A 23,989-nucleotide genomic window follows, 5' to 3' on the forward strand; every position below is an offset into this window, starting at 1 on the left:
GTGTTTAGGGTATAAAATGCCTAAGGAAGTGTTTATACAGCAGTATAAAAATGATTGTCGCATTTGGAGCTAGAATGCGCCGACACAATTCGGAGCTAAGTCCTTGATTTTAAATGGTGCGCTCGGAGGGACTCGAACCCCCGACACCTTGGTTCGAAGCCAAGTACTCTATCCAACTGAGCTACGAGCGCGGGATGGGTTTGGAATTTGGTGGGCCGTATAGGATTCGAACCTATGACACAAAGGTTAAAAGCCTTCTGCTCTACCAACTGAGCTAACGGCCCTAGGGCATATTTGTCGCTTTTTTTCTTTTGATGGTGGGCCGTATAGGATTCGAACCTATGACACAAAGGTTAAAAGCCTTCTGCTCTACCAACTGAGCTAACGGCCCCAAAAGAGGTTGAAATAATACCTTATTGATAAAAAAATTCAAGTGTTTTTTATCGCTATGAATCAAAAGACCCGGTCAATTTAACTAATTCACGCGCATCATAAATCCGTTTCTAATGTATTAAGTTTCTCAAGAATATACCGCGTTCTTTCTTCAATACTCATCACTGGTACACGAATTGGATCGTAATCACACTCGATATAAGACTGATAAATTAATTGATTCAATTTTTGGGCAATTTCTAGTGTTTCCGTTCGAATATCATCGTTCACTAAGGGTAATGGTTCAAGGAAAAAGACCGCTTCATAGCGAAACTTATAGAAATATTTATATAAATCCGAAATCGGTAAATGATGCAGCTTATAATAAGCTAGGCTATCCGGTAACCCCCTATCAAAAAAAATTCGCTTTTCTGGGTCTAAGTGTCGTTCTCTTGCCTGCTTTAATGACAAGATATGATTTTGTATGGTAAAGTCGCTTCTACCATTCGCCACATCCACATTTTGGTGCATTAATTTTTTGATGAATGCTCGGGCCACTTCATGTGCGACCTGATAGCCTAACTTTTCAAGCTTTTCAATGACAGACGTTTTGCCAGATGAGGGGGCACCGGTAATAACAACCCATTTCGTAGAAGTTTGAGTCAAGATTCATCCTATAAAAAAACGAATAATTTTGCCAATTTAATGAAATTAAGACGAAATAGCAATCTCTGCTAGCAAGGCTAAGCCTTGGTCCTTTGTCGCTGATTGAATCAAATGGGAATCTCCTTTTTCTACCAGCATTAAAATAACATCTGCTCCAAGTGCACCACATCCTTTTGCAGCCAATACTCCCGGTAGATGCTGTAACTGATTAATTAATCTAGCGGTACCCGGCGTGACAAGCTGCAATGCCAATAACTCCTGGTGGAATGTCTGAACGCAATTTATCATAGCAGAGGTATTTTGGGTCTCCCAGGCATCCAGAGCTTGATAAACAATTGGCTTTAAGGTACTCACCGAGGGCTGTTGCTGTGTTTCTAAATGCGTGTGAGTCGCTAATTTATTACCGGTATGATAAAGCAGTGCGTTCATATCTACAAATGGCCAATCTAATTGATGGCTTATTGCGCCGTGGTTATCGATGAAAAGTGAATGGCCAGAGTGTTGGGTAAGAACGTCATAACCACTTGGTCGTATTCCTTTTCCCCGCCAAGAACAACCATAATAATCAGATAACAGTGATTGAACAGTAAATGAACGTTTCTGAAAATAGTGGGCTGCTTGGTAGACCAGCGCAAATTGCGCACTGGATGCACCCAACCCACCTTTCCCTTGATAGGGATCGGAAAATAGTAACCCTTTGGGTTTTATCGTTTGCTGGGCATACCATATCCCCGCCGGAGATTGGGAGTGAATATTCACTAAACCAGAGACAGAATCATCCATCACTAAGGAAAAAGAAGGCTCTGTTGCTAAAACAATGGCTGGTCCGCCGGCTGTTGCAACATATTCTCCAATCAAAAACGTTTTGGCTGGAGCATAAAATTTCATACCAAATCGACCTGTTGGCGAATCGAAGCTAATAATTGTTGCGCATGGTGCAGGCTAACTCGCTTATCTTCCATTAAGATATTTTCCAAGGCGGATTTTAATTTTGGGATCTCATCTTCCGTTGCGCCGGCAATCATCAATAAGTTATCAATGTGTAATTTCATATGACCTTGAATGATGCCTTCAGTACATAAGGCACGAATTGCACCTAAGTTTTGTACTAGTCCGACAGCAGCCGCCACGCAAGAGAGTTCATTTGCAGAGGCCACCTTTAACATGGATAAAGCCAGTCTTGCGGTTGGATGAGCAGCGGTGACACCCCCAACAGTCCCCACAATAAGTGGCGCTTCAAAACGTCCTGTTAACTGTTGTGTATTTTCATCATATCGCCATTGGGTTATCGCTTGATATCGTCCGTTTCGACTAGCATAAGCATGAACACCTGCTTCAACCGCACGCCAATCGTTGCCGGTGGCAATCAATACCCCATCAATGCCATTCATCACCCCTTTATTATGCGTTGCGGCACGGTAAGGATCCACTTCAGCAAATAGGGAAGCTTCTTGTAAACGATGACCAAGTTCAGGATCCACATCCCGCAAGATGACTTCGGCTTTGGTTAGTTTGGTGTCATTCAAATTCGATAAAATGCACATCGTCACCGTTTCGCCAGTCAGATTTTCAATCGGTGCTTTTAAAAACTCAAGCACTTGATTTAGGATATTGGCACCCATGGCATCACAGCTATTCATTAACACATGAATGACGCCCATCTGACCATCTTGATTTGGCCGATCTAACACCCTTAAAGACATGGTACGAACGCCACCACCTCGCTTCACCATGCTCGCAGCAACGACTTCATTCGCTTGTTCGATTAAGAAGGGAGCATGGGTATCGATCGCGGTCTGTAACCTTTCTAAGTTATGAATTTTGGCAATTTGAATTTGTCCTAAAATACAGTCACCTTCAATGCGAGTGCGGATGGTTCCCTTTTCCTTTATCCACTTAGCGTTTTTACTTAAGGCGGCAATGATGGATGTTTCCTCAACAGCCAATGGGATTAAATAGGCCTTGCCATCAATTTGGAAATGAGTCGCTACGCCAAGCGGTAACTGAAAGTAACCAATGCTATTTTCAATTAAGCGATTGGCTAAATTCATATCAACAACGCCTCCTTCTTGAAGGTAAGCGATGTCTTCTTCTGTTAAAATACCTTCTGCAAGCAAACGCTCATAGCGTTGCTTTTGCGTTAATTTGGAAAAGCCCTGCCAAGGATTGTTCAAATGACTCATTAATTTAATGCCCCTTGCAGCTCATCTAAGGTTTTGCTACCCGTGCAAAACATGGCAACTTTTAATTCAAACTCAAACTGCGTCATTCGCTCCACAACCGCCTCTACCGATTGTAGTGCTACTTCAAGCATGGGTTTAGCCAGTCCCACGGTTTTTCCGCCTAAAGCAATTGCCTTTGCAGCGTCCAAACCATGCCGGATACCACCCGACGCCCAAATTTCAAAGTCCGGGGATAAGCGCTTAGCATGATAAAGCGATTGTACCGTCGATATTCCCCAGTTACGGAAAGTGAGCGCAGCTTGTTGATTACTCGGCAAATGAGAAGAACGATGGCCTTCAATACGCCCCCAATGCGTCCCACCGGAACCACTGACATCCACAGCGGCAATCCCCTTATTCATTAACTGCTGTAATGTTTTTTCACTAAAACCACAACCCGTTTCTTTGATAATCACGGGTACAGCAAGCCGATGGCATAAGGAAACGATTTTGGCGATTCCGTTAGCAAAATTAGGGGTTCCCTCTGGCTGAATGCATTCTTGCAACGGATTGCAATGGATAATCAATGCTTGTGCTTGCAACGATTCAATGAGAGGCAAAATGGCTTCCGCCGGATGTTCAATTATTTGGGCAATCCCCAGATTTGCAAATAATACCACTTCAGGGAAATGTTCTCGGATAGCTTGCCATTCTCTGGCTGCGCTTTCGTCGGTGAGTTGCCGCCGTTGAGAACCGACGCCCATGGCCCAACCCGTTTGGGCACATGCAGCTGCTAAATTAAAATTAATTTGTTCACCGTGTTGATGACCTGCCGTCATGGAGCTAACCAAAAACGGAGTGGCCACAGCTCGACCGAATCGTTGGCCGGTAATAGAGATATCATTAAAGTTGATTTCAGGTAGCGCTTGATGGGTCAATTGGACTTGATCAAATTGATTGAGTTCGGTAGCTTGGTTGTCGTCCATCATTGCGAGTCGAATATGATCTTGCTTACGTTGTTCAAACTGGGAAATGCTGTTGGCCATATCTTTCGTTGAGACTGCTAAAATAGTGAGATTCTATCACGCGACAATCTATGAAGCCATAGATTTTCCCTTACTGGCTGATATTTCACCTGTCTCAACAATGCGAACATTGATACGATAGAGATAATACATCATCCGATAAAAGGTAAATCCTTCTTCCCCATTCACTAAAAATCGCTTAGGCTCATCCCGAATAGTGCCTAATACTTGATTTAGAAAAGGCCTTGTCGAATAGAAATCCACTTGCTGCTTAGTCTGCATGTGAACTATCAATTTTTTTATTTGCTCAATCGTTAATAATAAACTGGCTTTTAGTGATTCCCGCTCTTTATCGTCCAGCTTATGGCCGAACCAGCTTTGCGTGCTAGCGAGCAAACTGATATTTTGGGTAATTAAACCAATGGATTTAAGAATATCCAAAAATTGTCGCCGGTTATATCGATGAAACATCATCTCATAACGTGCAGCTAACGCTTGATTACGTAAGGCAATGAAGTCTGTATCTAAACTACTGTCAGTAAAAGAGGTTGATTGGTCATTGAGGTTGTCTGCCATTTTTTGCAGCTTGTTTAGCAGTTTAGTCAAGTGGCCAACAAGTAACTCATAGGGACTGACCGATTCGCCAGCAAAAAAATAACTCACCGACAAAGCAATGGCTGCACCGATTAAAGTGTCAATGATTCGATACCCTAGTAGCGCAATATTCCAATCGGCAACCAGGGCAAATAAGAACACAACAAATGCGGTGATGAACAATACATTGAGTTGATGATTGATTTGATTCATATACACCGCAAAAAAGATAAACACCATTGACATTCCGAATAACACATAGGTGTCTGACGGTAAAAACACATAGAGAAACGTTCCGATGGTGCCGCCCAAAATGGTCATCAACACCCGTTCCACGGCCTTTTTCAGACTCTCCCCCCAAGTTTGTACAGAAAGCGCCATGGCGGTTAAGGTGACCCAATAGCCTTTGTCCACAGGTAAAAATTCACCCAGCCCTGTCGCTATCATCACAGCAATTGCCGATTGAAATGCTAATCGGGTGGTATCACTGACGTTCATTTAATGTAACCCATTGTTGAATATGTTGATTAATCAATTGAATCGCCATTTTAATATTCATCAAATTCATCACGACCTGTGGTTCCGTGATGTCTAATTCGGATAGTTGTTGATTCAGGCTTTTCATTGAAATGCGTTGATCGACATTGCCGGACAACTTCAAATTTTTATCCATATCCAGTTCCTCAAATAACTTCGCCGCATGATTTAGTATATCAACCAACAAGGGAATTAATGTCGGAGGAAGAAATTCTTTCTTTCGCTGAAGATTCAATAACGCTTCTGTTAACAAAAAAAATGCTTGATTGAGGGCATGCTCTTGCGCAGTCGCATTTAACATCTGCGGGTTATTTCGAGTCAGTGTTTGGGATGTTTCTAATTTTCGGTTGCTTTCTAGCGGATAGGATAACTCTTCTCGCATTGATTTAACCGGTAGTAACTCTTCAGCGACTTGTATCGTCGCTAACCAACGCGCGCAGCTTCGATAGTGATCACACAATAACGAAAAATAAAAAGTGCTATTTTGCCGAAATAATCTTTTATAATTTTCCGGCCATACAAACAACAATACCAGTGCTGAAACGGATAATCCTTTAATTAAACCATCAATATGGCTAATCGCTACCTCACGACTTGGGAAAGGAAGGACCGTTGCAATAAAGCATAGCATCCATACCATCATCGGTGCTGTGGAGTAACGCAGATGAAAACGCCGACAATAATTGACGACAAAGGCCATTCCTATCAATACAAGGCTTGTGAATAAAGTTGATTCTCTTGCCCATAATCCAAGCATAAATGCTGCAAAATAACTCACACTTAATATTAAAACTTGAAAGACGCGTCGATAAAAGTCTTTTGCTACCACCCCTTGCATTGAAAAACCAGTCGCAGTGGCAGCCATTAACTGAGTAATCATGGTTTGATTATGAGTCCACCATAAGCTTAAGACAATTGCCAACACCGTTTTGAACGCCAATTTTAGCCGAAAATAGCCTGGGTCTATCTGCCAAAAGAATCGTGTTGTAAAGCGAAACCATTCCGCCACTGCCTTCCCCTATTTAAATGACTCCACAGCGTCTAAAGGCTGTTCAGCATAAAACTTCTCTTTATTTAAAGCGCTTTCACTGTGAGCAACCACACAAGCAACGGTTGCATCGCCACTGATATTAACCGTCGTTCGTAGCATATCGAGTAGCCGGTCAATGCCGATAATCAAAGCAACTCCTTCTGCCGGTAAACCCACCTGCTTTAGCACCATCACTAAGGTAATCAAGCCGACGCCAGGGACACCAGCCGTTCCGATTGAGGCCATTGTTGCGACCATAACGACTGTTAGGTAATCAACAAACGTCAGAGGAATCTGGTAGCTGTTTGCAATGAAAACAGTTGCAACACCTTGCATAATTGCTGTGCCATCCATATTAATGGTTGCACCCAAAGGAATAACAAACGAGGAAATGGATTCAGATACCCCTAATCGCCGATGCACGGTATCCATCACCACAGGAATAGACGCATTGCTACTTGATGTGGAGAATGCAAACAACATCGCCGGCCACATTTGTTTAACAAAATGAATGGGGGATAAGCCTGCTAAACACTTCAGCATGGTCATATAAATAAGGACAAAGTGAATCACCAACCCGAAGACTACCACCATAAAGTAGGTTGCCAGCTCGACTAAAATATAGAGCCCGGTTTGAGCAAACAAACTCGCTACTAAACAAAAAATACCATAGGGCGCTACTCGAAATATTAAAGACACCAAGCTCATGACAACCAAATCGGCTTCTTGAAATATCTTTCGAAACCGCTGAGCCTTTTCTCCTACTCGGTTAATAGCTAACCCAAATAGCAGCGCAAAAATAATGATTTGAATCATATTGCCCTGTGCCATGGCAGCAATAGGGTTAGAGGGAATTAGACTTAACAGTGTATCTTTGACACTTTCAGGTGCTTGTATCTGCAAAACATTGTCTGTGGCAATTTTAACCTTCTCACCGCCTTTACCAACCCCGGTTAATAATGCTAGCGATAAGGCGATGGTGATAGCGAGGGCTGTCGTCAACAAATATAAAACGATTGTTTTTAAGGCAGCGCGGCCAAAGGTGCTTGCGTTTTTTAAATTGAGGGTACCGCAAATTAATGAAACAAACACAACGGGGACAACGAGCATTTTTAAAATGTTAATGAACGCTTTCCCACCAAAATCAAATGTATTGTAAAAAAAATCATAGGCCAGCCCCAATTGGGGCTGGCCATAATGCAGCAAAACACCCACGACTAAACCCAATAGGATTGCGATGATAATATGCAACGACAATGCTTTTGATGAGTTTAGATCCATGGCCTTTGCACCTAAGAGTATTTCATATTATGCTATTCTTTTTATCTACTTAGCGCAATCATGACTCAAGCTAGTATTGAATACGATGATGAAAAGGGCCACTTTAATTGCCTCGGTAAATGGACAATCCTCGCCATTAACCAGGAGACTAATTATGGGAAGCCCTTGTTGGATTCCAATGCGAATACTATCAGCTTAAATGGCAAACTCGCTGAAGCAATGGATAGCGCGGGCGCCCTTGCACTCAAAGATATCATTACTACTTGTGAAGCCGCGGGCAAAAAAGTATCCATAAAAGGTTTTAAAAAAGAACATCGTGCCTTGTTAGCGCTCATTGACCATCACTACGATGATCTTGAGCTACCAAAAGCCAAGAAGCGACCATTTGACCCTTTCGTGTGGCTGGGTAAAGAGGCCCTACGTAAGTTTGATCAAGTGGATGGCTTTGTTCAATTAATTGGTGATATGTGTGTTCGTTTCTCCCAGGGCTTTATTAATTGGCGACGTCTTCATTGGCCAAGCGTCTTTTCCAATATAATGTCCACAGGCATACAAGCATTACCGATCGTCGCATTGTTATCTTTTTTAATCGGGATTGTATTGGCTTATCAGATGGGTTTGCAGCTTAAAACTTATGGTGCCAATATTTTTATCGCCTTTCTCTCTGGGTTAGCTATCTTTAGAGAATTTTCACCGTTAATAACCGCCATTATTGTCGCCGGGCGAACCAGTTCCGCATTTACAGCCCAAATTGGAAGCATGAAAATTAACGAAGAAATTGACGCCATACGCACCATGGGTTTGTCGCCAACAGAACTCTTAGTCGTCCCCAAAGTGATTGCTTTAATACTCGTTTTTCCATTACTCATTTTTTGGTCTGACTTTTTCTCCATTATCGGTGCGATGTTAATGTCTAAAACCATGCTCTCTGTCAGCTATGCGGATTTCCTTAATCGATTACAAAGCTCTGTTGGCATTGATCAATTTTTATTAGGCATGTATAAGGCCCCTGTTTTTGCATTAATAATCTCACTCGTAGGCTGCTTTCAGGGATTTCGGGTCACCGCCTCTTCGGATAGCATTGGTGCACAAACAACCAAAAGTGTGGTCCAAGCCCTTTTCTTGATTATTATAGCCGATGCAATCTATTCAATTATCTACAGCTGGTTGGATTTATAATGGCACAAAATCCCGTCATTGAAATTACTGGATTAAAAAACAGGCTTGGCGAACAATGGGTTCACAAGGATGTGAACCTAACAGTCAATCAAGGCGAAATCTTAGCCATTATTGGGGGCAGTGGTTCCGGTAAAACCACGATCATTCGTTGTTTACTCATGTTATTGCAACCCACTGCTGGGCATTTAAAGGTATTCGGGCAAGATATTATGGCTATTAATGACCAAGATGCCACAAAATTAAGGCAACGATGGGGAATGCTCTTTCAACACAGTGCCTTATTTTCAATGATGTCTGTGATAGAAAACATTATGTTTCCAATGCGGGAATTTACTGATTTGTCTGAAAGTTTTATGAAAGAATTAGCACTGTTAAAATTGTATTTAGTCGGTTTAGATAAATCTGCTGCCAATAAATTCCCTTCTGAATTAAGTGGGGGGATGCAGCGCCGAGCGGCAGCTGCTAGGGCAATCGCGATGGATCCTGAGTTACTATTTTTAGATGAGCCAACCACAGGCCTGGACCCAAATAGTGCTAGACGCTTTGATGATCTGATTGTTTTTTTACGTGATGCCTTGAACTTAACCATTGTCATGGTCAGCCATGATATGGAGTCTTTGAAAAGAACAACTGACAGGGTCGCCTTTGTCGGCGATGGGCAAATTCTTGCCATTGAACCTTTTGAACAGTTGCGAAAAAACCAACACCCCCTCATTCAAGACTATTTCACCGGCTTTTAATCTGTGATTTAATAAAGGGTGGTAAACCGCTTTGCAATAGATTTACTGCAAAAATGCTATGATTGTGGGAACAACATATAGAAGACAGGGTTATTCCCTGTGAATGAAGAGAAGCACAAGACAAAAATCGTTAACAAACGAAAAAGGCCGCTAACTGTATTTTTGTTCGGTGTAGAAATTTTAAAAACAAATTTGTCTGGCCAGGAGACTACCTTTGGAAGCTAAAACCAACTACACATTAGTCGGTTTAGCCGTACTCATACTGACAAGTGGATTACTTGCCACAGCGCTATGGTTATCTGTTGGTCTGCATAATAAAGTTTACACCACTTATGCAGTCTACCTCCACGAAGCCGCCAACGGCCTCAGTGAGGAAGCGCCTGTCAAATTCAGTGGCGTCACCGTCGGCTATGTGAAAAGCATACAGTTAAACCAAAAAGATCCCCAGCAAGTCATTCTAATATTAAATATTGAATCCCATATTCCTGTCACAGATAGTACCTACGCTCAACTTATCTCCCAAGGGATCACTGGAAACTCTTATGTTGGTCTACAAGCCAAAACCTCCTCGCTAACTCGCTTAAAAAAAGTCGCCGGCTATCCTTACCCAGTGATTCCCTCTAAGCCCTCATTATTCACTCAAATCGATATCGTTTTGAGGGAGGTGTCTGACAATATCAATAAAGTTTCAGAAGAAATACGTGATGTATTTAACCGCGAAAACCAAGATAATTTGCAAAAAACACTTAGAAATTTGCAACAATTCACCCTTGTACTATCCAAGAAAAGCAGGCAGTTTGGTGATGTCATTGAAAACTCGCAAAACATCAGCAAGAACTTTTCTAAAGCCAGCAATAACTTCCCTAAAGTCTTGCAGGATTTTGATCAAACATTACAAGAAATTAAAAACATGGCTTCTTCCATGAAAAAGGCAGGCAATGAAGTTTCAAAAACCATGCAAAGCGGCGAACAAGCTGTCAATCAAATCAATTTACAAATTATTCCACCAGCCACGGACTTAATATATCGACTCGAGGCGATTGCTAACAACCTCGATGCTGTCAGCAAAAGCATGCGCAGCAATCCATCCGTCATTGTCCGTGGTATGAATCCTCCTAAACCAGGTCCCGGAGAAAAGAAATGATTTATAACTGGGTAGCTCAGCCAATCAAAGCAGTGATTGCCATTGTGCTAATGTTTTCACTCGTTGGCTGTGGGCCTGTGAAAAGAAATATTGAAAATGAGTATCAATTATCAAGCTATTCCCATAAAAAATATGAATCTTATCCCAGTAAATCCACTTTGTTAGTTGTCAAACCCCAAGCAGTCGGTGGGTATCAAACATCGGAAATGTTATACATAAAAAAACCCTATGAGTTGATGTCGTTCGCTTACAATGCTTGGGTCGATCCACCAGCAAATATGTTATTCCCACTGTTACTTCAGAGCCTAAATAGCGCCAATTACTTTCACGCTATCGATTCCACACCCTATGCCAAAGAAACAACCTACCGTTTGGACACCCTATTATTATCCTTACATCAGAATTTTCTAACGAAACCAAGTACTGTACAAATGTCAATCAAAGCGGTATTGTCTCGTTCAAACGATAATCAGGTAATCGACTCGATAATCATCAAGACGCAAAAGCCCTGTCCAGAAGATACCCCCTATGGCGGAGTAATTGCTGCCAATGAAGCGGTTAAAACCGTAACCGGTGCGGTTACAGACTTTGTTATCAAGCGGGTAAAATCCCAAAGAGGATAGCTGTTAAGGGGTATATTAATTTGCGAATAATGGTGATATGATCAGGACATTTAACTAGGTATTTTCATACAAACAAAACCTAGTTTAATAACAACAATGACAATAATTTATTTCGGGGACTATTATGATGCTTTCTATGCGATCCATTCGGGTAGGGTTTATTGCAGCCAGTTTAAGTCTAATCGCCGCTTGTTCTCATAAGCCAATGGGAGCTGGACTTGGCCAAGATGGTGATAGTTCAACCAGTGCTTATGGCGTTAACGGTTCTTCACAATTTGGAGAATCAATGGATGGGGAGCAATACACTACAAAAGCCCCTCACAATCAAGTTTGGTTATTTGCCTATGATGATGATCATGTGAATGAAAAATACATGCCTGCTCTGGAAGCACAAGCTAATTATCTGCAATCTCATCCCAATGCGCGCATTCTACTAGCTGGTCATACTGACTTGCGCGGTAGCCGAGAATACAACGTTGCGTTAGGTGAGCGACGAGCTAAATCTGTTGCAAGACTATTGCGCCAAAACGGGGTTAGAAGTTCACAATACCGCATTGTAAGCTATGGGAAAGAAAGACCGATTGACCTGGATTATAATGAATCAGCCCATCAAAAAAACCGACGTGTCGAACTAATCTATGAGGCAACTCGATGAAATTGCAAAAATTAATACTCGCTGTATTTTTTTCACTAATCTTCACGACAAACATTGGCTTTTCTCAACCGCCTGTTGTTGATGAGAGTGATGAATATAGTTTAGCAATTAATATGCAAGAATCGCCTGATGTAAACAGTGTTTCAAAATCGGCTGAAACAGAAGCGGATGATGACAATTGGCAAAATGAACCGCCAGCAGATGAGCAACCCCTTGTCAAAAGCAAATCAATCAATCAAGGGGAAGCCGATGCTGATGGTGTGGCAGAACAAGTCCATAACCTACAAGCCGAGATTCAAGAGCTTCGGGGGCAACTTGAAATTCAAGCACATGATTTAAAAATGTTACAGCAACAACAACTCGCCTTCTACAAAGATTTAGATAGCCGCCTTCAAAAAAATAACATTGAACCAACCAGCAGTGCCGCACCAACCACCAATATTGTAGCCCCGACGATTCCAGTGGCAGCTGCTAATATCAAACGCGGTAATCCAGCCGATGAACAAATTAGCTACCTTGCTGCTTATGAATTAGTTAAAACCAAACAGTTCGAAAAAGCACTCAAAGCAATGCAGCAATTTATCGAAACCTATCCAAACAGTGGGTATAGCGCCAATGCCTATTATTGGACAGGTGAGCTGTATCTCGTTAAAAACGATAGTGAACACGCCTTGCAAGCCTTTAATACCGTACTAACAAAATTTCCAAAATCAAGCAAAGCAGCTGCGAGTGAATTAAAAGCAAGCTATGCATTAATAAATCTTGGTCAAACAGATGCTGCTCGCTCAAAGCTTCATCATCTTATTAGCCAATATCCGGATACAACCACCTCAAAACTGGCCAAACAAAAGCTAGATAGCATGAACTAAATCAATGAATCGCTTTACCAATCAATTACGCATCACGGAAATTTTTCATTCGATACAAGGAGAGTCAGTGACAGTTGGATTGCCAACCGTCTTTATTCGTCTAACTGGCTGCCCTCTTCGCTGCCAATACTGCGACACCACCTATGCTTTTCAGGGTGGTCAGATGATGAGCATCGATAGCATTGTTAATCATATTAAACAATACCAATGTCAGCAGGTTTGTATTACTGGCGGAGAACCTTTGGCCCAACCGGGTTCGATTATGTTGATGAGTACATTATGCGATGAGGGTTTTTTTGTCTCGCTTGAAACCAGCGGAGCAAGAGACATTCAAGACGTCGATGAGCGAGTCATGATAGTGATGGATATCAAAACACCCGGCTCGAAAGAATGCGAGCAAAACCGTTGGGAGAACTTGGATTTCATCAAATCGAGCGATCAAATAAAATTTGTTATCTGCAGCCAAGCCGATTATTTGTGGACTTGTGATATTATCAATAAATACCGTTTAACTGAAATGACTCAGGTGTTATTATCACCAAGCTGGAAAGAGCTTAATCCAACCGATTTAGCCAACTGGATCGTGAAAGACAAGCTCCGAGTTAGATTTCAGCTACAATTACATAAAATACTATGGAACGATGCCCCTGGGCATTAATACGCTGGGAGATTCTTTATGCAATGGTTCGCACAAGCACCTGCTAATATAGCCCTGATAAAATACATGGGCAAAAGTGATGAACAATCTAATCTGCCAGCGAATCCTTCTTTATCTTATACGCTAAACAAATTACAAACATCAGTCGTTCTGGAACAACAATCAGGCAATCATGACTTTTGGGAGCCTCTCAATATTCCTGGAGCACACCCCTTCATGCTACCCATGGAAGCACAAAAACGATATTTAGATCACCTTAATCGCATCAAGGCTTTTTTTAACTTTACCGGTGCATTTGTTGTGCGCTCAACCAATAATTTTCCCCATTCTTCAGGCTTAGCTAGCTCAGCATCCTCCTTTGCCGCTTTAACCAAATGTGCAGCAAATGCGATTTGTGATTTACAACAAAGCGAATTGCCGGATGTTGCAACGCTTGCTAATTTAAGTCGCCAAGGGTCAGGCTCTTCTTGTCGGTCTTTTTTTTCACCCTGGGCATTGTGGGATGGCGACACAGTTGAAGCAGTGAACTTACCTTATAGCAACCTCGTGCACCAGGTTGTCATTGTCTCAAACGCCATAAAATCAGTCCCTTCCAGTGAAGCACATAAGCGAATAAAAACAAGTCCTGGTTACTCAGGACGCGTTAGTCGTGCCAAAGAAAATTTAAAAACATTGTTAAATGCCCTCACATCTCAAGACTGGCAAAGTGCTTATAAAGTATGTTGGCATGAATTCCAGGATATGCATCACTTATTTACAACAGCAGCGCAGCCATTCACTTATATGGGTGCCGAAACAACACAAGCGCTCAACGCGTTACAAGCTATTTGGAATGATAAAAAAGATGGTCCCATCATTACCATGGACGCCGGTCCGAATATTCATTTATTGTACCGCCCCGACCAAGCCCAATTGATGCGTGAGATTCGCGCCGATGTTTTTTTAGGTAATTTCGATGTCATCTGATTTTTCAACAACGGTTACAGCAAAGTGGATATTAGCAGGTGAACATTCGGTTGTCCGCTCACACCCAGCAATTATCTATCCATTGCCTCATTATCAACTAAGCTTAAGCTATGAAAAATCATCCTCGCCTTGGGAAGTCAACGTCTCCGGCATTCATCACCAAGAAATTGAAACCTTATTCTTTTCCACCTTAGAGCACGCGCTAACCTTGGCCAATCGCCAGCCCATTAACAAAACTGGCAAATTTAGCATCCATAACGCCATTCCAATAGGCAGTGGCTTAGGGGCATCTGCCGCCTTTTGTTTAGCGATTTCTCGATGGTTAGCTTGGCAACACGATATCGATCCTTCCGAACTATATTTTCAAGCTAAACAACTTGAAAACCTTTTCCACGGACAAAGTAGCGGCATTGATATTGTTGGCGTTGGGGCAAGCCAAGGCCGCATATTCCACGCAGGTCATCATGAAGCAGTGACACAAACTTGGCAACCTCATTGGTATCTGTCATCCTCGGGCTCCTTGAGTAAAACAAGCAAATGTATTGAAGAAGTGAAAGCAATTTGGCAGAACGACCCTTCTTTAGCTCATCGCATTGATGAACAAATGACAGAAAGCGTGCTTCTTGCAAAAGAGGCGCTTCAAACAGCAAACGGGATCACGAAACTGGCTGAAGCGATAAATCTTGCGCAAAACTGCTTTCAACAATGGGGATTAATTGACACCCACCTACAATGTCATCTTGATAATTTAACAACAGCTGGGGCGCTGGCGTGCAAACCTACCGGGTCAGGCGGCGGCGGTTATGTTATTAGTTTATGGGAACAATCAGCACCTCAGTTGCCCTGGACAATGATTCCCTTGCAACAACCGACATTACGCTTTGATACAAAACCAACAAAAGACTTCCTCTACTATGATTGAATTGAAACACCTATCCAAGCAATTTAATGGTAAACCAGCGCTGAATGATGTTAATTTGCTCATTCAAGAAGGCGAAATATTTGGCATCATTGGTAAAAGCGGTGCTGGTAAATCAACGTTGCTGCGATGCATGAATTTATTAGAAGCCCCTGATAGCGGGCAAGTCATTATCGACCAACAAGATATTACGCCATTGAGTGGGAACGATTTGCGTCGAGCTCGTCAAAAAATGGCTATGATTTTCCAACATTTTAACCTCCTGGCGAATAAAACCGTTTTTGATAATGTCGCTTTGCCTTTCAGATTTCGCCATGAATCCGAATCAACCATTGCAGAGCGAGTTGACGAACTGCTAAAGCTTGTCGGCTTAGACGATAAACAAACTGCTTATCCAAGCCAACTCTCTGGCGGACAGAAACAGCGTGTTGCTATCGCTCGGGCATTAACCACTTCTCCTAAAGTCTTATTATGCGATGAAGCAACCTCGGCATTAGATCCGGAGACAACAGAATCAATCCTTGCGTTACTCAAACAAATTAATCAATTATATGGCATCACGATTGTATTAATAACCCATGAAATGGAAGTCATAAAACGCATTTGCCATCGTCTTAGCGTGATAGAAGAAGGCAGCCTTGTTGAAACATCGAGTCTTTCAAGGGTATTTAAAAAAGAGGACAGCCCCGCAAAAGCCTTGTTGTTTAAGCAGTTAAGCCCCGAATTACCCGCAAAACTTAAACAATTGATGCGTCAAGAAGTCAACCAGCATCCAATTATTCGTTTAATTTTCGAAGGCAGTGAAACAACGGTGCCGTTTATTTCACAATGCTCGCAATCGTTAAACCTTGATATCAATATTCTTCTTGCTAACGTGGATCAGTTCGACAATTTAACCGTGGGTGTTTTGATTGTCTCATTGAGGACTAATCAAAACACGCAAGCGTTATTCTTTGAGCGCTGTGCACAACATCACATTACAGTAGAGGTATTAGGCTATGTCCATGCCGATGATTTTTAATTTCTTAACGGCGACTGGCGAAACCTTATATATGGTATTCTTAAGTTGCCTCATATCCGTCCTATTCGGTTTGCCTATCGGTATTTATATGTACTTATGTGGACATGTCCGTAACCGGCAGAGGCAATATCAACTCTTGAATGCCATCGTTAATGTTACTCGCTCAGTGCCATTTATCATTTTAATGATTGCCTTAATCCCTTTAACCCGACTGTTAGTAGGCTCCTCCATTGGTACGAATGCGGCAATTATTCCTTTATCCCTTGGTGCTATTCCATTTTTTGCCAGGTTAATAGATAATACTTGTCAAAGCTTGCCAAAAGGATTAATTGAAGCAGGGGAGGCCATGGGAGCGAATACCTGGCAACTGGTACATCACATTGTTGTTCCTGAGTGCTTGCCCGCGTTTATACAAGCCGTGACTGTCCTTGCCGTAACATTGGTGAACTATTCAGCGATGGCTGGTGCGGTTGGTGGAGGGGGGCTTGGTGATCTTGCCATTCGCTATGGTTATCAGCGATTCAACCCCTCTGTGATGGTAATCACGGTATTGCTTCTCATTATTTTAGTTCAGCTCATTCAGGCTGGCGGCGACAGAATAGCGAAACATTATAATCATAATTAGTGGATTAAACATGAAAAATTTTTTGACAATAATATTTTTTATCCTAGGATTAAGTAGCTGCCACAAGCAAGATAACAATACCCTCGTCATTGGTACCATTGCCGGACCAGAAACTGAGTTGGTTGAAACAGCGCAACAAGTTGCGGCAAAAGACTATAATCTGAATGTAAAAATTGTTGAGTTTAGTGATTATAATTTACCAAACGAAGCCTTAAACGATGGCAGCCTCGATGCCAATATCTACCAGCATTTACCCTACTTAAAGCAAGCAATTAAAGCGCGCGGCTATAACATCATTCCCATTGGCAAAACGTTTATCTATCCCACTGGAATTTATTCAAAACGCTTTCAAAAACTCTCCGAATTGCCTGAACATGCAATCATTGCCATACCCAATGATCCAAGCAACGAAAACCGCGCCCTTCTTTTATTACAAAAAGCAGGCTTGATCAAATTAAAAGGCAAAGGGGATGCCCTAAGCGTGAATGATATTAGCCGCAACACCAAGAAATTAGTATTTAAAGAATTAGATGCCGCCCAACTACCTCGTTCACTGGATGACGTGGATGCAGCTGTAATCAACACAAATTTTGCCGTGCCCGCCGGCTTAAGCCCATCAAGAGATGCCTTATTCGTTGAGGGCAAAGACTCACCCTATGCTAATATTATTGTGGCTAAAAAAGATAGCAAGAAAATGCCTCAATTGAAGTTATTTGTTAAAGCGATGAATTCACCTTCTGTTGCAGAAAAAGCCAAACAAATCTTTGGCGATGACGCCGTCCCAGCTTGGTGAGCTTGTTGATTCCCCTTGTCACTTAAGCAAAATGGATTGTTTAATATATACCCGTAATTATTGAAGCGACAATTTTCCTATAATCACGGGTATATAGGGTGTTAGGGATTCAATCCCGATAGTTAACTCAGACTAGTCCGTCCGCCCGCTCGCCTGCGCTCACAGACAGGTTTTACTTGTAGACGATACCTTTTAAAATAATCCGATACCAACGATATCAATCATACAGGACTTAGGAACCATTCTTAACATTCTTCATATGTTTCATTACAATACATGTGTTGATTATTTTGTCATTCTATATTATATTTAAGCATTTTTATGTATTGGAGCATGTTGATGTTATCAAAAATAGAGTTAGAAAAGGTTCTTGTTGGTAAAGGAAACCTAACCCAAGGCGGTATTACCGGTGATGCATTCCTTGATAGTCAAGGAAATTTAGTTATTCCAGCTAAAGGATATGGGGCCAAAAAAGCTATCGTAGCAGCCTTAAAAACATTAGGGATAGAAGCCAGCATCTCTAGAATGAATCAAGCTCCCTTTGCTCAAGTCAACAGTAATCAATTTCCTAGCTTGAAAGCGAATTTCCCTAACTTTGGAAGCGATTCAAAGAATGATCAAACAAATGAACAAGAAGAAAAGCAACAAACAACGCCAACGGCAGAAGAACTGGCCATTATTTTGAGTACGCATAAAGGAAGAAGAGGTCAGCAGATGCAATGGTTGACTTTTTCCACTCAAGAAGAAGCTAACCAAGCGTTAAAAGCTGTCTTAAGCCTATACCCTAGCTTACCTAACATTAGTAGCGCAAAAGTCACAGCTGGAAAACATAACGATTGGTTTTTTGGCTTGAGTCATGGACAATGGAGCAAAGTGGTTTCGCCATTCGTGAAAAGTGAAGATTCAGATAAGCAGGCTTCGTCTGTGCGTGATGTCCAATTACAATTCGTTGATTACTTTATCAACAATCGCTCTAAAGATACGCACCCTGAAGGCTATCAAAAACGTATGGCATTGATAAAGCTATATGCTTCCCAACAACAAGTATATTTCCGCCCAGAGTTTATGCCGGTCTATGAGAATGGTCATCATTTGGATCATTTAAAGCTAGGTTACAAACCGCTTGAATCTAAGGTGTATGATAAAAAAACCATTGACCTGGCGCCAGAATTTCAAGATTCCCATTATCGGCATCTCAGCAAATATCGAATGGTGTATGGGCCTATACCCTATTATCTAAATGGGTTTGAAAGCAAGCCCACTGTCATTGATACCATTTCAGCATGCGCCATCAACCTCATGGGATCTTCAAAAACTGATGAAAAAGCCTATATGCTCGCGAATGGTAGCTTAAATGAAATGGCCTATCGTGAGGAATGCCTTTCTAATGCTGACTTTTTGTTAGGCGTTGCAAAAAGCCGTGGTGCCAATAAATTTGTCATGCCCCCGTTTGGTGTGGGTGCATATATCGCACTAATACAAGATGTTAATGAAAAACAAAAAGCCAAAAAAATCATGAATGAAGCCTTTGCAGCGATGGCTAAGAAACATCAAATTACGGTGGACTGGGTGGTTTGGATAAAAGATAAAAATGCAAACGCCGAAAAAAATACCTTGGATAGTCAAACAACAGGCAATATTTACATGAACCATGTTATTGCTGATTTAATGGATTACACCAAATCTCAAAATGATGCCGGATTTAAGTGTGCTATGCTTAACCCTGGCAGTGATCGCACGATTGGTGGGAAGTACTATGTCAACGATCCTCACACGCTTGAGGAGCAAATGGCTCAAAAATCAGAATTACTGTTCCTTCATTCTGTTTATAATGAAGAGATGATTGCGAAGTTTGAAAGTGGCTTAAAATTGGCGAAAGGGTTAAAAGCAGAAAGCTCTCCAGAAATTCAAATTGATGAAGAAAATCATACTAACGCCGTCGGTAGTGAAACAACTAAAAAATCAGGTGTTGTCGAGGTAGATAGCAAGACCAATACAAACAAAAGTGTTTCCGAACTATTGCAACGCATTGATTTTGAAAATCAGTTAGAGCAGTTAGTGCAACTCAAAGATAGTATTCACAGTAAAAATCCTGATGCAGCAAATGCGCTTAATAGCTTTATTCTAAAGGTTAAAACTGCCAAAGATACTTGGGAAAAGAACCCAACTGATTGGCAAGGTTTTGTAAACAATTGCAATAACGGGCTTAAAGAAGCGTCAAACAGTGCTTTGCAAGATTTTTCGGAGTGGAACGTCTTAGCACGAATCTTTGCCAAAGCGATAAACTGGATAGCTTCTTGGTTTACTCAGACACCTGTTTATCAAACCACGGAATATGCTCAATTAAGCATGTTTGCTAAACAACTTAAAAGCCTTGAAACTCATGATGATTTTTCAAATACTACTGGGTTTCAACCGAAGCAGTAAGTTTACTAAATGATAAGTCTCATACTATCAACTCCATACAGTCGTTGGGCTTCTTCAGCCTAACGACTATAAATTCCAACTATCACATCGAAAGCCTTCATACCATTTACTTTTTTATTTGAGAAAGCTACGCTTATTATTTAATAAGCTCAAATGAGAAACCTATGTCAAATACTTCTATCAATCTCACCCCGATGCTGTATGAATATTATCAACGTGAATCAACCCGAGAGCCAGACTTATTAAAACTGCTGCGTGCAGAAACCGAAAGACAGTTCGGAAGTACTATGCAAATTTCACCCGAACAAGGGCAATTAATGCAGTGGTTAATTAAGCTCACCAAGGCAAAGCGGACTTTAGATATTGGTACATTTACCGGATATAGTGCACTAGCTGTAGCACTTGCACTTCCCAAAGATGGTCAAGTGATTGCTTGCGATCTTAATAGTCAATGGACTGATTTGGCAAAACAATTCTGGCAAGAGGCAGGAGTTGCTAACAAAATTAGCTTAAAATTAGCGCCCGCGGCGGATACCCTACAACAACTCTTAGAAAAAGGCGAAGCCAATCAATTTGATTTTGCCTTTATTGACGCCGATAAAGTGAATTACCCAACTTATTATGAGTTGTGTTTACGTCTCATAAAAGCTGGGGGTATCATTGCCATCGATAATGTGCTGTGGGGTGGTGCAGTCGCTGATAAAAGCATTTGTGACGAGGATACAGAAACAATACGCAAACTAAATTCCTTTATTCACAAAGATAATCGTGTCGATATGACCATGTTGCCCATTGGTGATGGGCTTACTTTAGTGCGAAAACGAGAAATTTAACCGAAATTTAACAAAATAACATCATATCGTGCAACATATCCTTCAATTGCATGATAAAATATACATTAGAGATGATGGAGTTTAGCGATGCCAAAAAAGAGTGAACCGGAAAAAAATCCTACCGCGAATCAATCTGCGAGCAATGCTGACGATTTTTCCCTAGCTCGTCAATATAAAAAGCAGGCTCCAGTGAAACCTGTAAACATTGAAACTATCGATAATACCTCTTACCTTGAAAGCAAAGGAATGAATCTCAAAAAAGAGCTTACTATAACAAAAGCATTGGATGAGTTTAATACAAATCGTATTACCAACGCAGAAGAATTCAAAGAACCCAAAATTAAGGACACCCCCTTGGGCGAGGTTTTAAAAAAAGCGTCAACCAGCACGGATCAAAAATCGCTCGCGCTTCAAGATATTAGCACTAAAATTAATGGTGTTTTCGCCACTAGCGAAGATTCCCCGTTTACCAAAGCCTCCAGCGATTTTAATAAAATAGTTAACCATATAAACAAACAAGCAAAAGAAAAACCTTCTGTTATTGATATTCTAGCGTTTGCAAATACACTAGAGAAAGAACGGCATAACTTACTTTCTAGCATGGACAAGCAGTTTAAACAGGAAAATGAGGCATTGCAGAAGCTAATTGAAAACATAGAATTCAAACAAAGCGTTATGACAAACTTCGAATTGAATGACGAAGGCTATAGAAAATTTACGGATGAAATGAAAGAAAATCTTAAAAAGGAGCAAAACTTACAAAAGCAGAATTTTGAAAAGGCATTTAAAAATCAGGTTAGCGCCCTATATTTTGATGCCCAGTTAAGATTAGAGTTGATCGCTGATATTGGCGAAAAGGTTAAGAACTCTAAATTTAAAGCGCATGTTAAACAAGCCTATGGACAAGATAGGCTTGACGCAATTGAACGGGATAAAAGCCTTGAAGCCATCATGTCGATTAAATTAGAAGGACAAGCAAGCGCTGGCGTACTAACAGCTTTATCAGGAAGGAAAATAACTTATAATAAAAGCACCGATTCTTTTGAATATAAGTTCCCTGGAAAATGGAATCTCAAATATAACTTTAGTCTCGAAAATAAAGCTGCCAATGATATGAGAAGTATCGCTGAAGCAGTCAAAAAGTGCGGTCATACAAGCATTACAACAACACTCAGCCATTCTGATCCTAAAAATGCGGAAGAATTGGGTAGAATGGCTTATGAAGCGTGTAGAATGGCGGGGTTCCCTGAAGATAAAATTAAAATAAAGATTAATACCACCGATCCGAAAACGGGTAAACTGGCTGAAAGAACAATGGATGCCAAGGAATTATTTACAAACCATTCCGAATGGCATGAAAGCATTGAAACAAATGCACTACAAGTTGAAAAACAAAGGCTATCCGGCCAAAAAGCGATGCCCCCCGATAAATTTGCGCTTATTAAACAAAAATCTAGCGAGTTACGCTCCAAAGCACTGAAAGAAGCCCCCGCGCCGCAAAGCTCACCCCAACCTCATGATTTACATTAATGCATCATTCGATTTATCATTATGCCGTTGAATCTTAGATAGTTTTATTCATTTAAGATTCATTGCGGATTTTTCCAGATTCTGATACATTAAATTTGTGTTTTATGGAAAACATGGTTTTTATGGATGAATAGCAATACAAAGGAGGTGTGCTATGGCCTATAAAACATTTGAAGAGTTTGATGATACGTTGGATGATTACTTAGACTCGAGTATAGAATATACGGATACCGCTTCTCCCAAACTTCAACGCAGGCGTATTATTGAAGAAATGTATGAGCATAAGCGTTTAATGGAAGAACTTGACGAATATGGAGAAGTAGAGCTAATTTAAACACTTTCATGGGTTGCCTAAGTGAGTCTTAGGCAACAACCTTTTAAGTTATTGATTTTTCAATATGAACAAACATCATCATTTTTGGCTAGACAGATGGCACAACAATGACATCCCTTTTCACCAACAAGCCGTCAATCCTGATCTTCCTCAATATTGGCCTCAGCTCGATCTTAAAAAAGGCTCCCGCGTTTTAGTTCCTTTATGCGGCAAAAGCCTTGATATGATATGGTTACAACAACAAGGGCATTCTATTATTGGCATTGAACTCTCAACTGTGGCAATTGAACAGTTTTTCTCTCTGATTCCTAGCCCCTATCACATTGAGCAACATGGCGTATTTCAGGTATATAAAAATGAGCATTATGAAATCTGGGCGGGTGATTTATTCCAATTAGATAAACACCACCATCTTTCCGTCGATGCAATCTATGATCGTGGGTCTTTAATCGCATTACCCCATAAAATTCGCAATCTCTACGTGCCACAAGTTCTACGTTGGCTTAACAAAGAAGGCAAAATCTTATTGAAAACAGTTACCTATAAGCAAGAAGAAATGCAAGGACCACCTTATTCCGTCCCGGAACAAGAAGTCATATCGCTTTATCATCACTGTTCAAAAATACAAAAAATTAAATCAGTCGATCGTCAGCCTGAAAACATGCAAAACTATCTAGCTCGAGGTTGTAAGGCCTTGTCTGACGAAACATGGATCATAACTAAATGAATTAAAACTGGGTTTGGTTTAGTGTCTGTTGGAGCATGAGATGTGGTTGCAGGTAGCTGTTTCATGTTGGCATAATGGACCGATAAAGCACATGTATTCTTGATAACTTTCCTGATCGCTTGCCCTCACGGCTCTGTGGGGATTTAAATAAAAGCAAAAAAAAAGGCAGCTATCAAGCTGCCTTTAGGGAATAAAACCCTGGCAATGACCTACTTTCACATGGGGAAACCCCACACTATCATCGGCGCTGGCTCGTTTCACTTCTGAGTTCGGTATGGG

At 41.2% G+C, this 23,989-nt stretch carries 24 protein-coding genes, 3 tRNA genes and 1 rRNA gene; 17 read left to right on the forward strand and 11 right to left on the reverse strand.

The genetic code is table 11. The features are described from left to right. Nucleotides 1–114: 114 nt before the first annotated feature. The 10 genes from AB3348_RS14770 to AB3348_RS14815 form a co-directional block, all read right to left on the reverse strand. Nucleotides 115–191 (reverse strand) — tRNA-Arg (locus AB3348_RS14770). 17 nt (nt 192–208) lie between these two features. Then, nucleotides 209–284 (reverse strand) — tRNA-Lys (locus AB3348_RS14775). Between the two features lie 31 nt (nt 285–315). Next, nucleotides 316–391 (reverse strand) — tRNA-Lys (locus AB3348_RS14780). A 98-nt stretch (nt 392–489) separates the two neighbouring features. Next, complete coding sequence (locus tag AB3348_RS14785; protein ID WP_367608404.1) at nt 490–1,038, reverse strand: AAA family ATPase; 549 nt, start codon at nt 1,036–1,038, stop codon at nt 490–492. 45 nt (nt 1,039–1,083) lie between these two features. After that, nucleotides 1,084–1,926, reverse strand: coding sequence for a hypothetical protein (locus AB3348_RS14790; RefSeq protein ID WP_367608405.1), 843 nt, complete (start codon nt 1,924–1,926; stop codon nt 1,084–1,086). Then, on the reverse strand, nt 1,923–3,221 hold the full coding sequence (locus AB3348_RS14795; protein ID WP_367608406.1) for a hydroxymethylglutaryl-CoA reductase, degradative: 1,299 nt from the start codon (nt 3,219–3,221) through the stop codon (nt 1,923–1,925). The genes AB3348_RS14790 and AB3348_RS14795 overlap by 4 nt, the downstream gene beginning before the upstream one ends. Then, complete coding sequence (gene fni / locus AB3348_RS14800) at nt 3,221–4,246, reverse strand: type 2 isopentenyl-diphosphate Delta-isomerase (protein ID WP_367608407.1); 1,026 nt, start codon at nt 4,244–4,246, stop codon at nt 3,221–3,223. Before fni ends, AB3348_RS14795 begins: the two co-directional genes overlap by 1 nt. 48 nt (nt 4,247–4,294) lie before the next feature. Continuing rightward, on the reverse strand, nt 4,295–5,317 hold the full coding sequence (locus AB3348_RS14805; protein ID WP_367608408.1) for an FUSC family protein: 1,023 nt from the start codon (nt 5,315–5,317) through the stop codon (nt 4,295–4,297). Then, complete coding sequence (locus AB3348_RS14810; protein ID WP_367608409.1) at nt 5,304–6,365, reverse strand: hypothetical protein; 1,062 nt, start codon at nt 6,363–6,365, stop codon at nt 5,304–5,306. Before AB3348_RS14810 ends, AB3348_RS14805 begins: the two co-directional genes overlap by 14 nt. Nucleotides 6,366–6,374: 9 nt before the next feature. Then, complete coding sequence (locus AB3348_RS14815) at nt 6,375–7,667, reverse strand: dicarboxylate/amino acid:cation symporter (RefSeq protein WP_367608410.1); 1,293 nt, start codon at nt 7,665–7,667, stop codon at nt 6,375–6,377. Nucleotides 7,668–7,727: 60 nt separating this feature from the next. On the opposite strand from AB3348_RS14815, the gene AB3348_RS14820 reads away from it, so the two are divergent. The 17 genes from AB3348_RS14820 to AB3348_RS14900 all read left to right on the forward strand — a co-directional run bounded on the left by AB3348_RS14820 (nt 7,728) and on the right by AB3348_RS14900 (nt 23,710). Beyond that, nucleotides 7,728–8,846 carry an MlaE family ABC transporter permease gene (locus tag AB3348_RS14820; protein WP_367608411.1) on the forward strand — a complete coding sequence of 373 codons (1,119 nt, stop codon included), beginning with the start codon at nt 7,728–7,730 and terminating at the stop codon, nt 8,844–8,846. Continuing rightward, nucleotides 8,846–9,586 (forward strand): ABC transporter ATP-binding protein, encoded by a 741-nt coding sequence (locus tag AB3348_RS14825; protein WP_367608412.1) that lies wholly within the window; start codon nt 8,846–8,848, stop codon nt 9,584–9,586. The genes AB3348_RS14820 and AB3348_RS14825 overlap by 1 nt, the downstream gene beginning before the upstream one ends. Before the next feature lie 214 nt (nt 9,587–9,800). Next, nucleotides 9,801–10,730 carry an MlaD family protein gene (locus AB3348_RS14830; RefSeq protein WP_367608413.1) on the forward strand — a complete coding sequence of 310 codons (930 nt, stop codon included), beginning with the start codon at nt 9,801–9,803 and terminating at the stop codon, nt 10,728–10,730. Further along, on the forward strand, nt 10,727–11,353 hold the full coding sequence (locus AB3348_RS14835; RefSeq protein WP_367608414.1) for a hypothetical protein: 627 nt from the start codon (nt 10,727–10,729) through the stop codon (nt 11,351–11,353). Before AB3348_RS14830 ends, AB3348_RS14835 begins: the two co-directional genes overlap by 4 nt. A 124-nt stretch (nt 11,354–11,477) precedes the next feature. Further along, entirely contained in the window at nt 11,478–12,008 is a 531-nt protein-coding gene (locus tag AB3348_RS14840) for an OmpA family protein (RefSeq protein WP_367608415.1), read from the forward strand. Then, complete coding sequence (ybgF, locus tag AB3348_RS14845; protein ID WP_367608416.1) at nt 12,005–12,877, forward strand: tol-pal system protein YbgF; 873 nt, start codon at nt 12,005–12,007, stop codon at nt 12,875–12,877. Before AB3348_RS14840 ends, ybgF begins: the two co-directional genes overlap by 4 nt. A gap of 4 nt (nt 12,878–12,881) precedes the next feature. Continuing rightward, complete coding sequence (gene queE, locus AB3348_RS14850; RefSeq protein WP_367608417.1) at nt 12,882–13,535, forward strand: 7-carboxy-7-deazaguanine synthase QueE; 654 nt, start codon at nt 12,882–12,884, stop codon at nt 13,533–13,535. An 18-nt stretch (nt 13,536–13,553) separates the two neighbouring features. Then, nucleotides 13,554–14,501, forward strand: coding sequence for a diphosphomevalonate/mevalonate 3,5-bisphosphate decarboxylase family protein (locus tag AB3348_RS14855; RefSeq protein ID WP_367608418.1), 948 nt, complete (start codon nt 13,554–13,556; stop codon nt 14,499–14,501). Then, nucleotides 14,491–15,423, forward strand: a complete 933-nt coding sequence (locus AB3348_RS14860; protein ID WP_367608419.1) for a mevalonate kinase — start codon at nt 14,491–14,493, stop codon at nt 15,421–15,423. The genes AB3348_RS14855 and AB3348_RS14860 overlap by 11 nt, the downstream gene beginning before the upstream one ends. Continuing rightward, nucleotides 15,416–16,441: a methionine ABC transporter ATP-binding protein gene (locus tag AB3348_RS14865; protein ID WP_367608420.1), complete on the forward strand. Its 1,026-nt coding sequence runs from the start codon at nt 15,416–15,418 to the stop codon at nt 16,439–16,441. Before AB3348_RS14860 ends, AB3348_RS14865 begins: the two co-directional genes overlap by 8 nt. Beyond that, the gene (locus AB3348_RS14870) at nt 16,419–17,066 is read left to right on the forward strand and encodes a methionine ABC transporter permease (RefSeq protein ID WP_367608421.1); all 648 of its coding nucleotides are present in this window, start codon (nt 16,419–16,421) and stop codon (nt 17,064–17,066) included. Before AB3348_RS14865 ends, AB3348_RS14870 begins: the two co-directional genes overlap by 23 nt. 10 nt (nt 17,067–17,076) lie before the next feature. After that, nucleotides 17,077–17,859, forward strand: coding sequence for a MetQ/NlpA family ABC transporter substrate-binding protein (locus AB3348_RS14875; RefSeq protein WP_367608422.1), 783 nt, complete (start codon nt 17,077–17,079; stop codon nt 17,857–17,859). A 339-nt stretch (nt 17,860–18,198) separates the two neighbouring features. After that, a complete protein-coding gene (locus tag AB3348_RS14880; protein WP_367608423.1) occupies nt 18,199–20,286 on the forward strand; it encodes a hypothetical protein in 2,088 nt (695 codons plus the stop codon). A 164-nt stretch (nt 20,287–20,450) separates the two neighbouring features. Beyond that, nucleotides 20,451–21,119, forward strand: coding sequence for a class I SAM-dependent methyltransferase (locus tag AB3348_RS14885; protein WP_367608424.1), 669 nt, complete (start codon nt 20,451–20,453; stop codon nt 21,117–21,119). 87 nt (nt 21,120–21,206) lie between these two features. Next, nucleotides 21,207–22,649, forward strand: a complete 1,443-nt coding sequence (locus tag AB3348_RS14890; RefSeq protein WP_367608425.1) for a hypothetical protein — start codon at nt 21,207–21,209, stop codon at nt 22,647–22,649. 154 nt (nt 22,650–22,803) lie between these two features. Beyond that, nucleotides 22,804–22,983, forward strand: coding sequence for a PA3496 family putative envelope integrity protein (locus tag AB3348_RS14895; protein ID WP_367608426.1), 180 nt, complete (start codon nt 22,804–22,806; stop codon nt 22,981–22,983). Nucleotides 22,984–23,047: 64 nt separating this feature from the next. Beyond that, complete coding sequence (locus AB3348_RS14900; RefSeq protein ID WP_367608427.1) at nt 23,048–23,710, forward strand: thiopurine S-methyltransferase; 663 nt, start codon at nt 23,048–23,050, stop codon at nt 23,708–23,710. Nucleotides 23,711–23,906: 196 nt separating this feature from the next. Here AB3348_RS14900 and rrf read toward each other — a convergent pair. Continuing rightward, nucleotides 23,907–23,989, reverse strand: a 5S ribosomal RNA gene (rrf, locus tag AB3348_RS14905); the annotation flags it as partial.

The sequence above is a fragment of the Legionella sp. W05-934-2 genome, from assembly GCF_964199965.1.
GTDB lineage: Bacteria > Pseudomonadota > Gammaproteobacteria > Legionellales > Legionellaceae > JAFIFT01.

Coding starts and splice junctions, on each gene's coding strand:
- AB3348_RS14790 (WP_367608405.1), bottom strand. CDS start 1,926: ATGAAATTTTATGCTCCAGCCAAAACGTTTTTGATTGGAGAATATGTT.
- AB3348_RS14795 (WP_367608406.1), bottom strand. CDS start 3,221: ATGAGTCATTTGAACAATCCTTGGCAGGGCTTTTCCAAATTAACGCAA.
- fni (WP_367608407.1), bottom strand. CDS start 4,246: ATGGCCAACAGCATTTCCCAGTTTGAACAACGTAAGCAAGATCATATT.
- AB3348_RS14805 (WP_367608408.1), bottom strand. CDS start 5,317: ATGAACGTCAGTGATACCACCCGATTAGCATTTCAATCGGCAATTGCT.
- AB3348_RS14815 (WP_367608410.1), bottom strand. CDS start 7,667: ATGGATCTAAACTCATCAAAAGCATTGTCGTTGCATATTATCATCGCA.
- AB3348_RS14820 (WP_367608411.1), top strand. CDS start 7,728: ATGACTCAAGCTAGTATTGAATACGATGATGAAAAGGGCCACTTTAAT.
- AB3348_RS14825 (WP_367608412.1), top strand. CDS start 8,846: ATGGCACAAAATCCCGTCATTGAAATTACTGGATTAAAAAACAGGCTT.
- AB3348_RS14835 (WP_367608414.1), top strand. CDS start 10,727: ATGATTTATAACTGGGTAGCTCAGCCAATCAAAGCAGTGATTGCCATT.
- AB3348_RS14840 (WP_367608415.1), top strand. CDS start 11,478: ATGATGCTTTCTATGCGATCCATTCGGGTAGGGTTTATTGCAGCCAGT.
- ybgF (WP_367608416.1), top strand. CDS start 12,005: ATGAAATTGCAAAAATTAATACTCGCTGTATTTTTTTCACTAATCTTC.
- queE (WP_367608417.1), top strand. CDS start 12,882: ATGAATCGCTTTACCAATCAATTACGCATCACGGAAATTTTTCATTCG.
- AB3348_RS14855 (WP_367608418.1), top strand. CDS start 13,554: ATGCAATGGTTCGCACAAGCACCTGCTAATATAGCCCTGATAAAATAC.
- AB3348_RS14860 (WP_367608419.1), top strand. CDS start 14,491: ATGTCATCTGATTTTTCAACAACGGTTACAGCAAAGTGGATATTAGCA.
- AB3348_RS14865 (WP_367608420.1), top strand. CDS start 15,416: ATGATTGAATTGAAACACCTATCCAAGCAATTTAATGGTAAACCAGCG.
- AB3348_RS14870 (WP_367608421.1), top strand. CDS start 16,419: ATGTCCATGCCGATGATTTTTAATTTCTTAACGGCGACTGGCGAAACC.
- AB3348_RS14875 (WP_367608422.1), top strand. CDS start 17,077: ATGAAAAATTTTTTGACAATAATATTTTTTATCCTAGGATTAAGTAGC.
- AB3348_RS14880 (WP_367608423.1), top strand. CDS start 18,199: ATGTTATCAAAAATAGAGTTAGAAAAGGTTCTTGTTGGTAAAGGAAAC.
- AB3348_RS14885 (WP_367608424.1), top strand. CDS start 20,451: ATGTCAAATACTTCTATCAATCTCACCCCGATGCTGTATGAATATTAT.
- AB3348_RS14890 (WP_367608425.1), top strand. CDS start 21,207: ATGCCAAAAAAGAGTGAACCGGAAAAAAATCCTACCGCGAATCAATCT.
- AB3348_RS14895 (WP_367608426.1), top strand. CDS start 22,804: ATGGCCTATAAAACATTTGAAGAGTTTGATGATACGTTGGATGATTAC.
- AB3348_RS14900 (WP_367608427.1), top strand. CDS start 23,048: ATGAACAAACATCATCATTTTTGGCTAGACAGATGGCACAACAATGAC.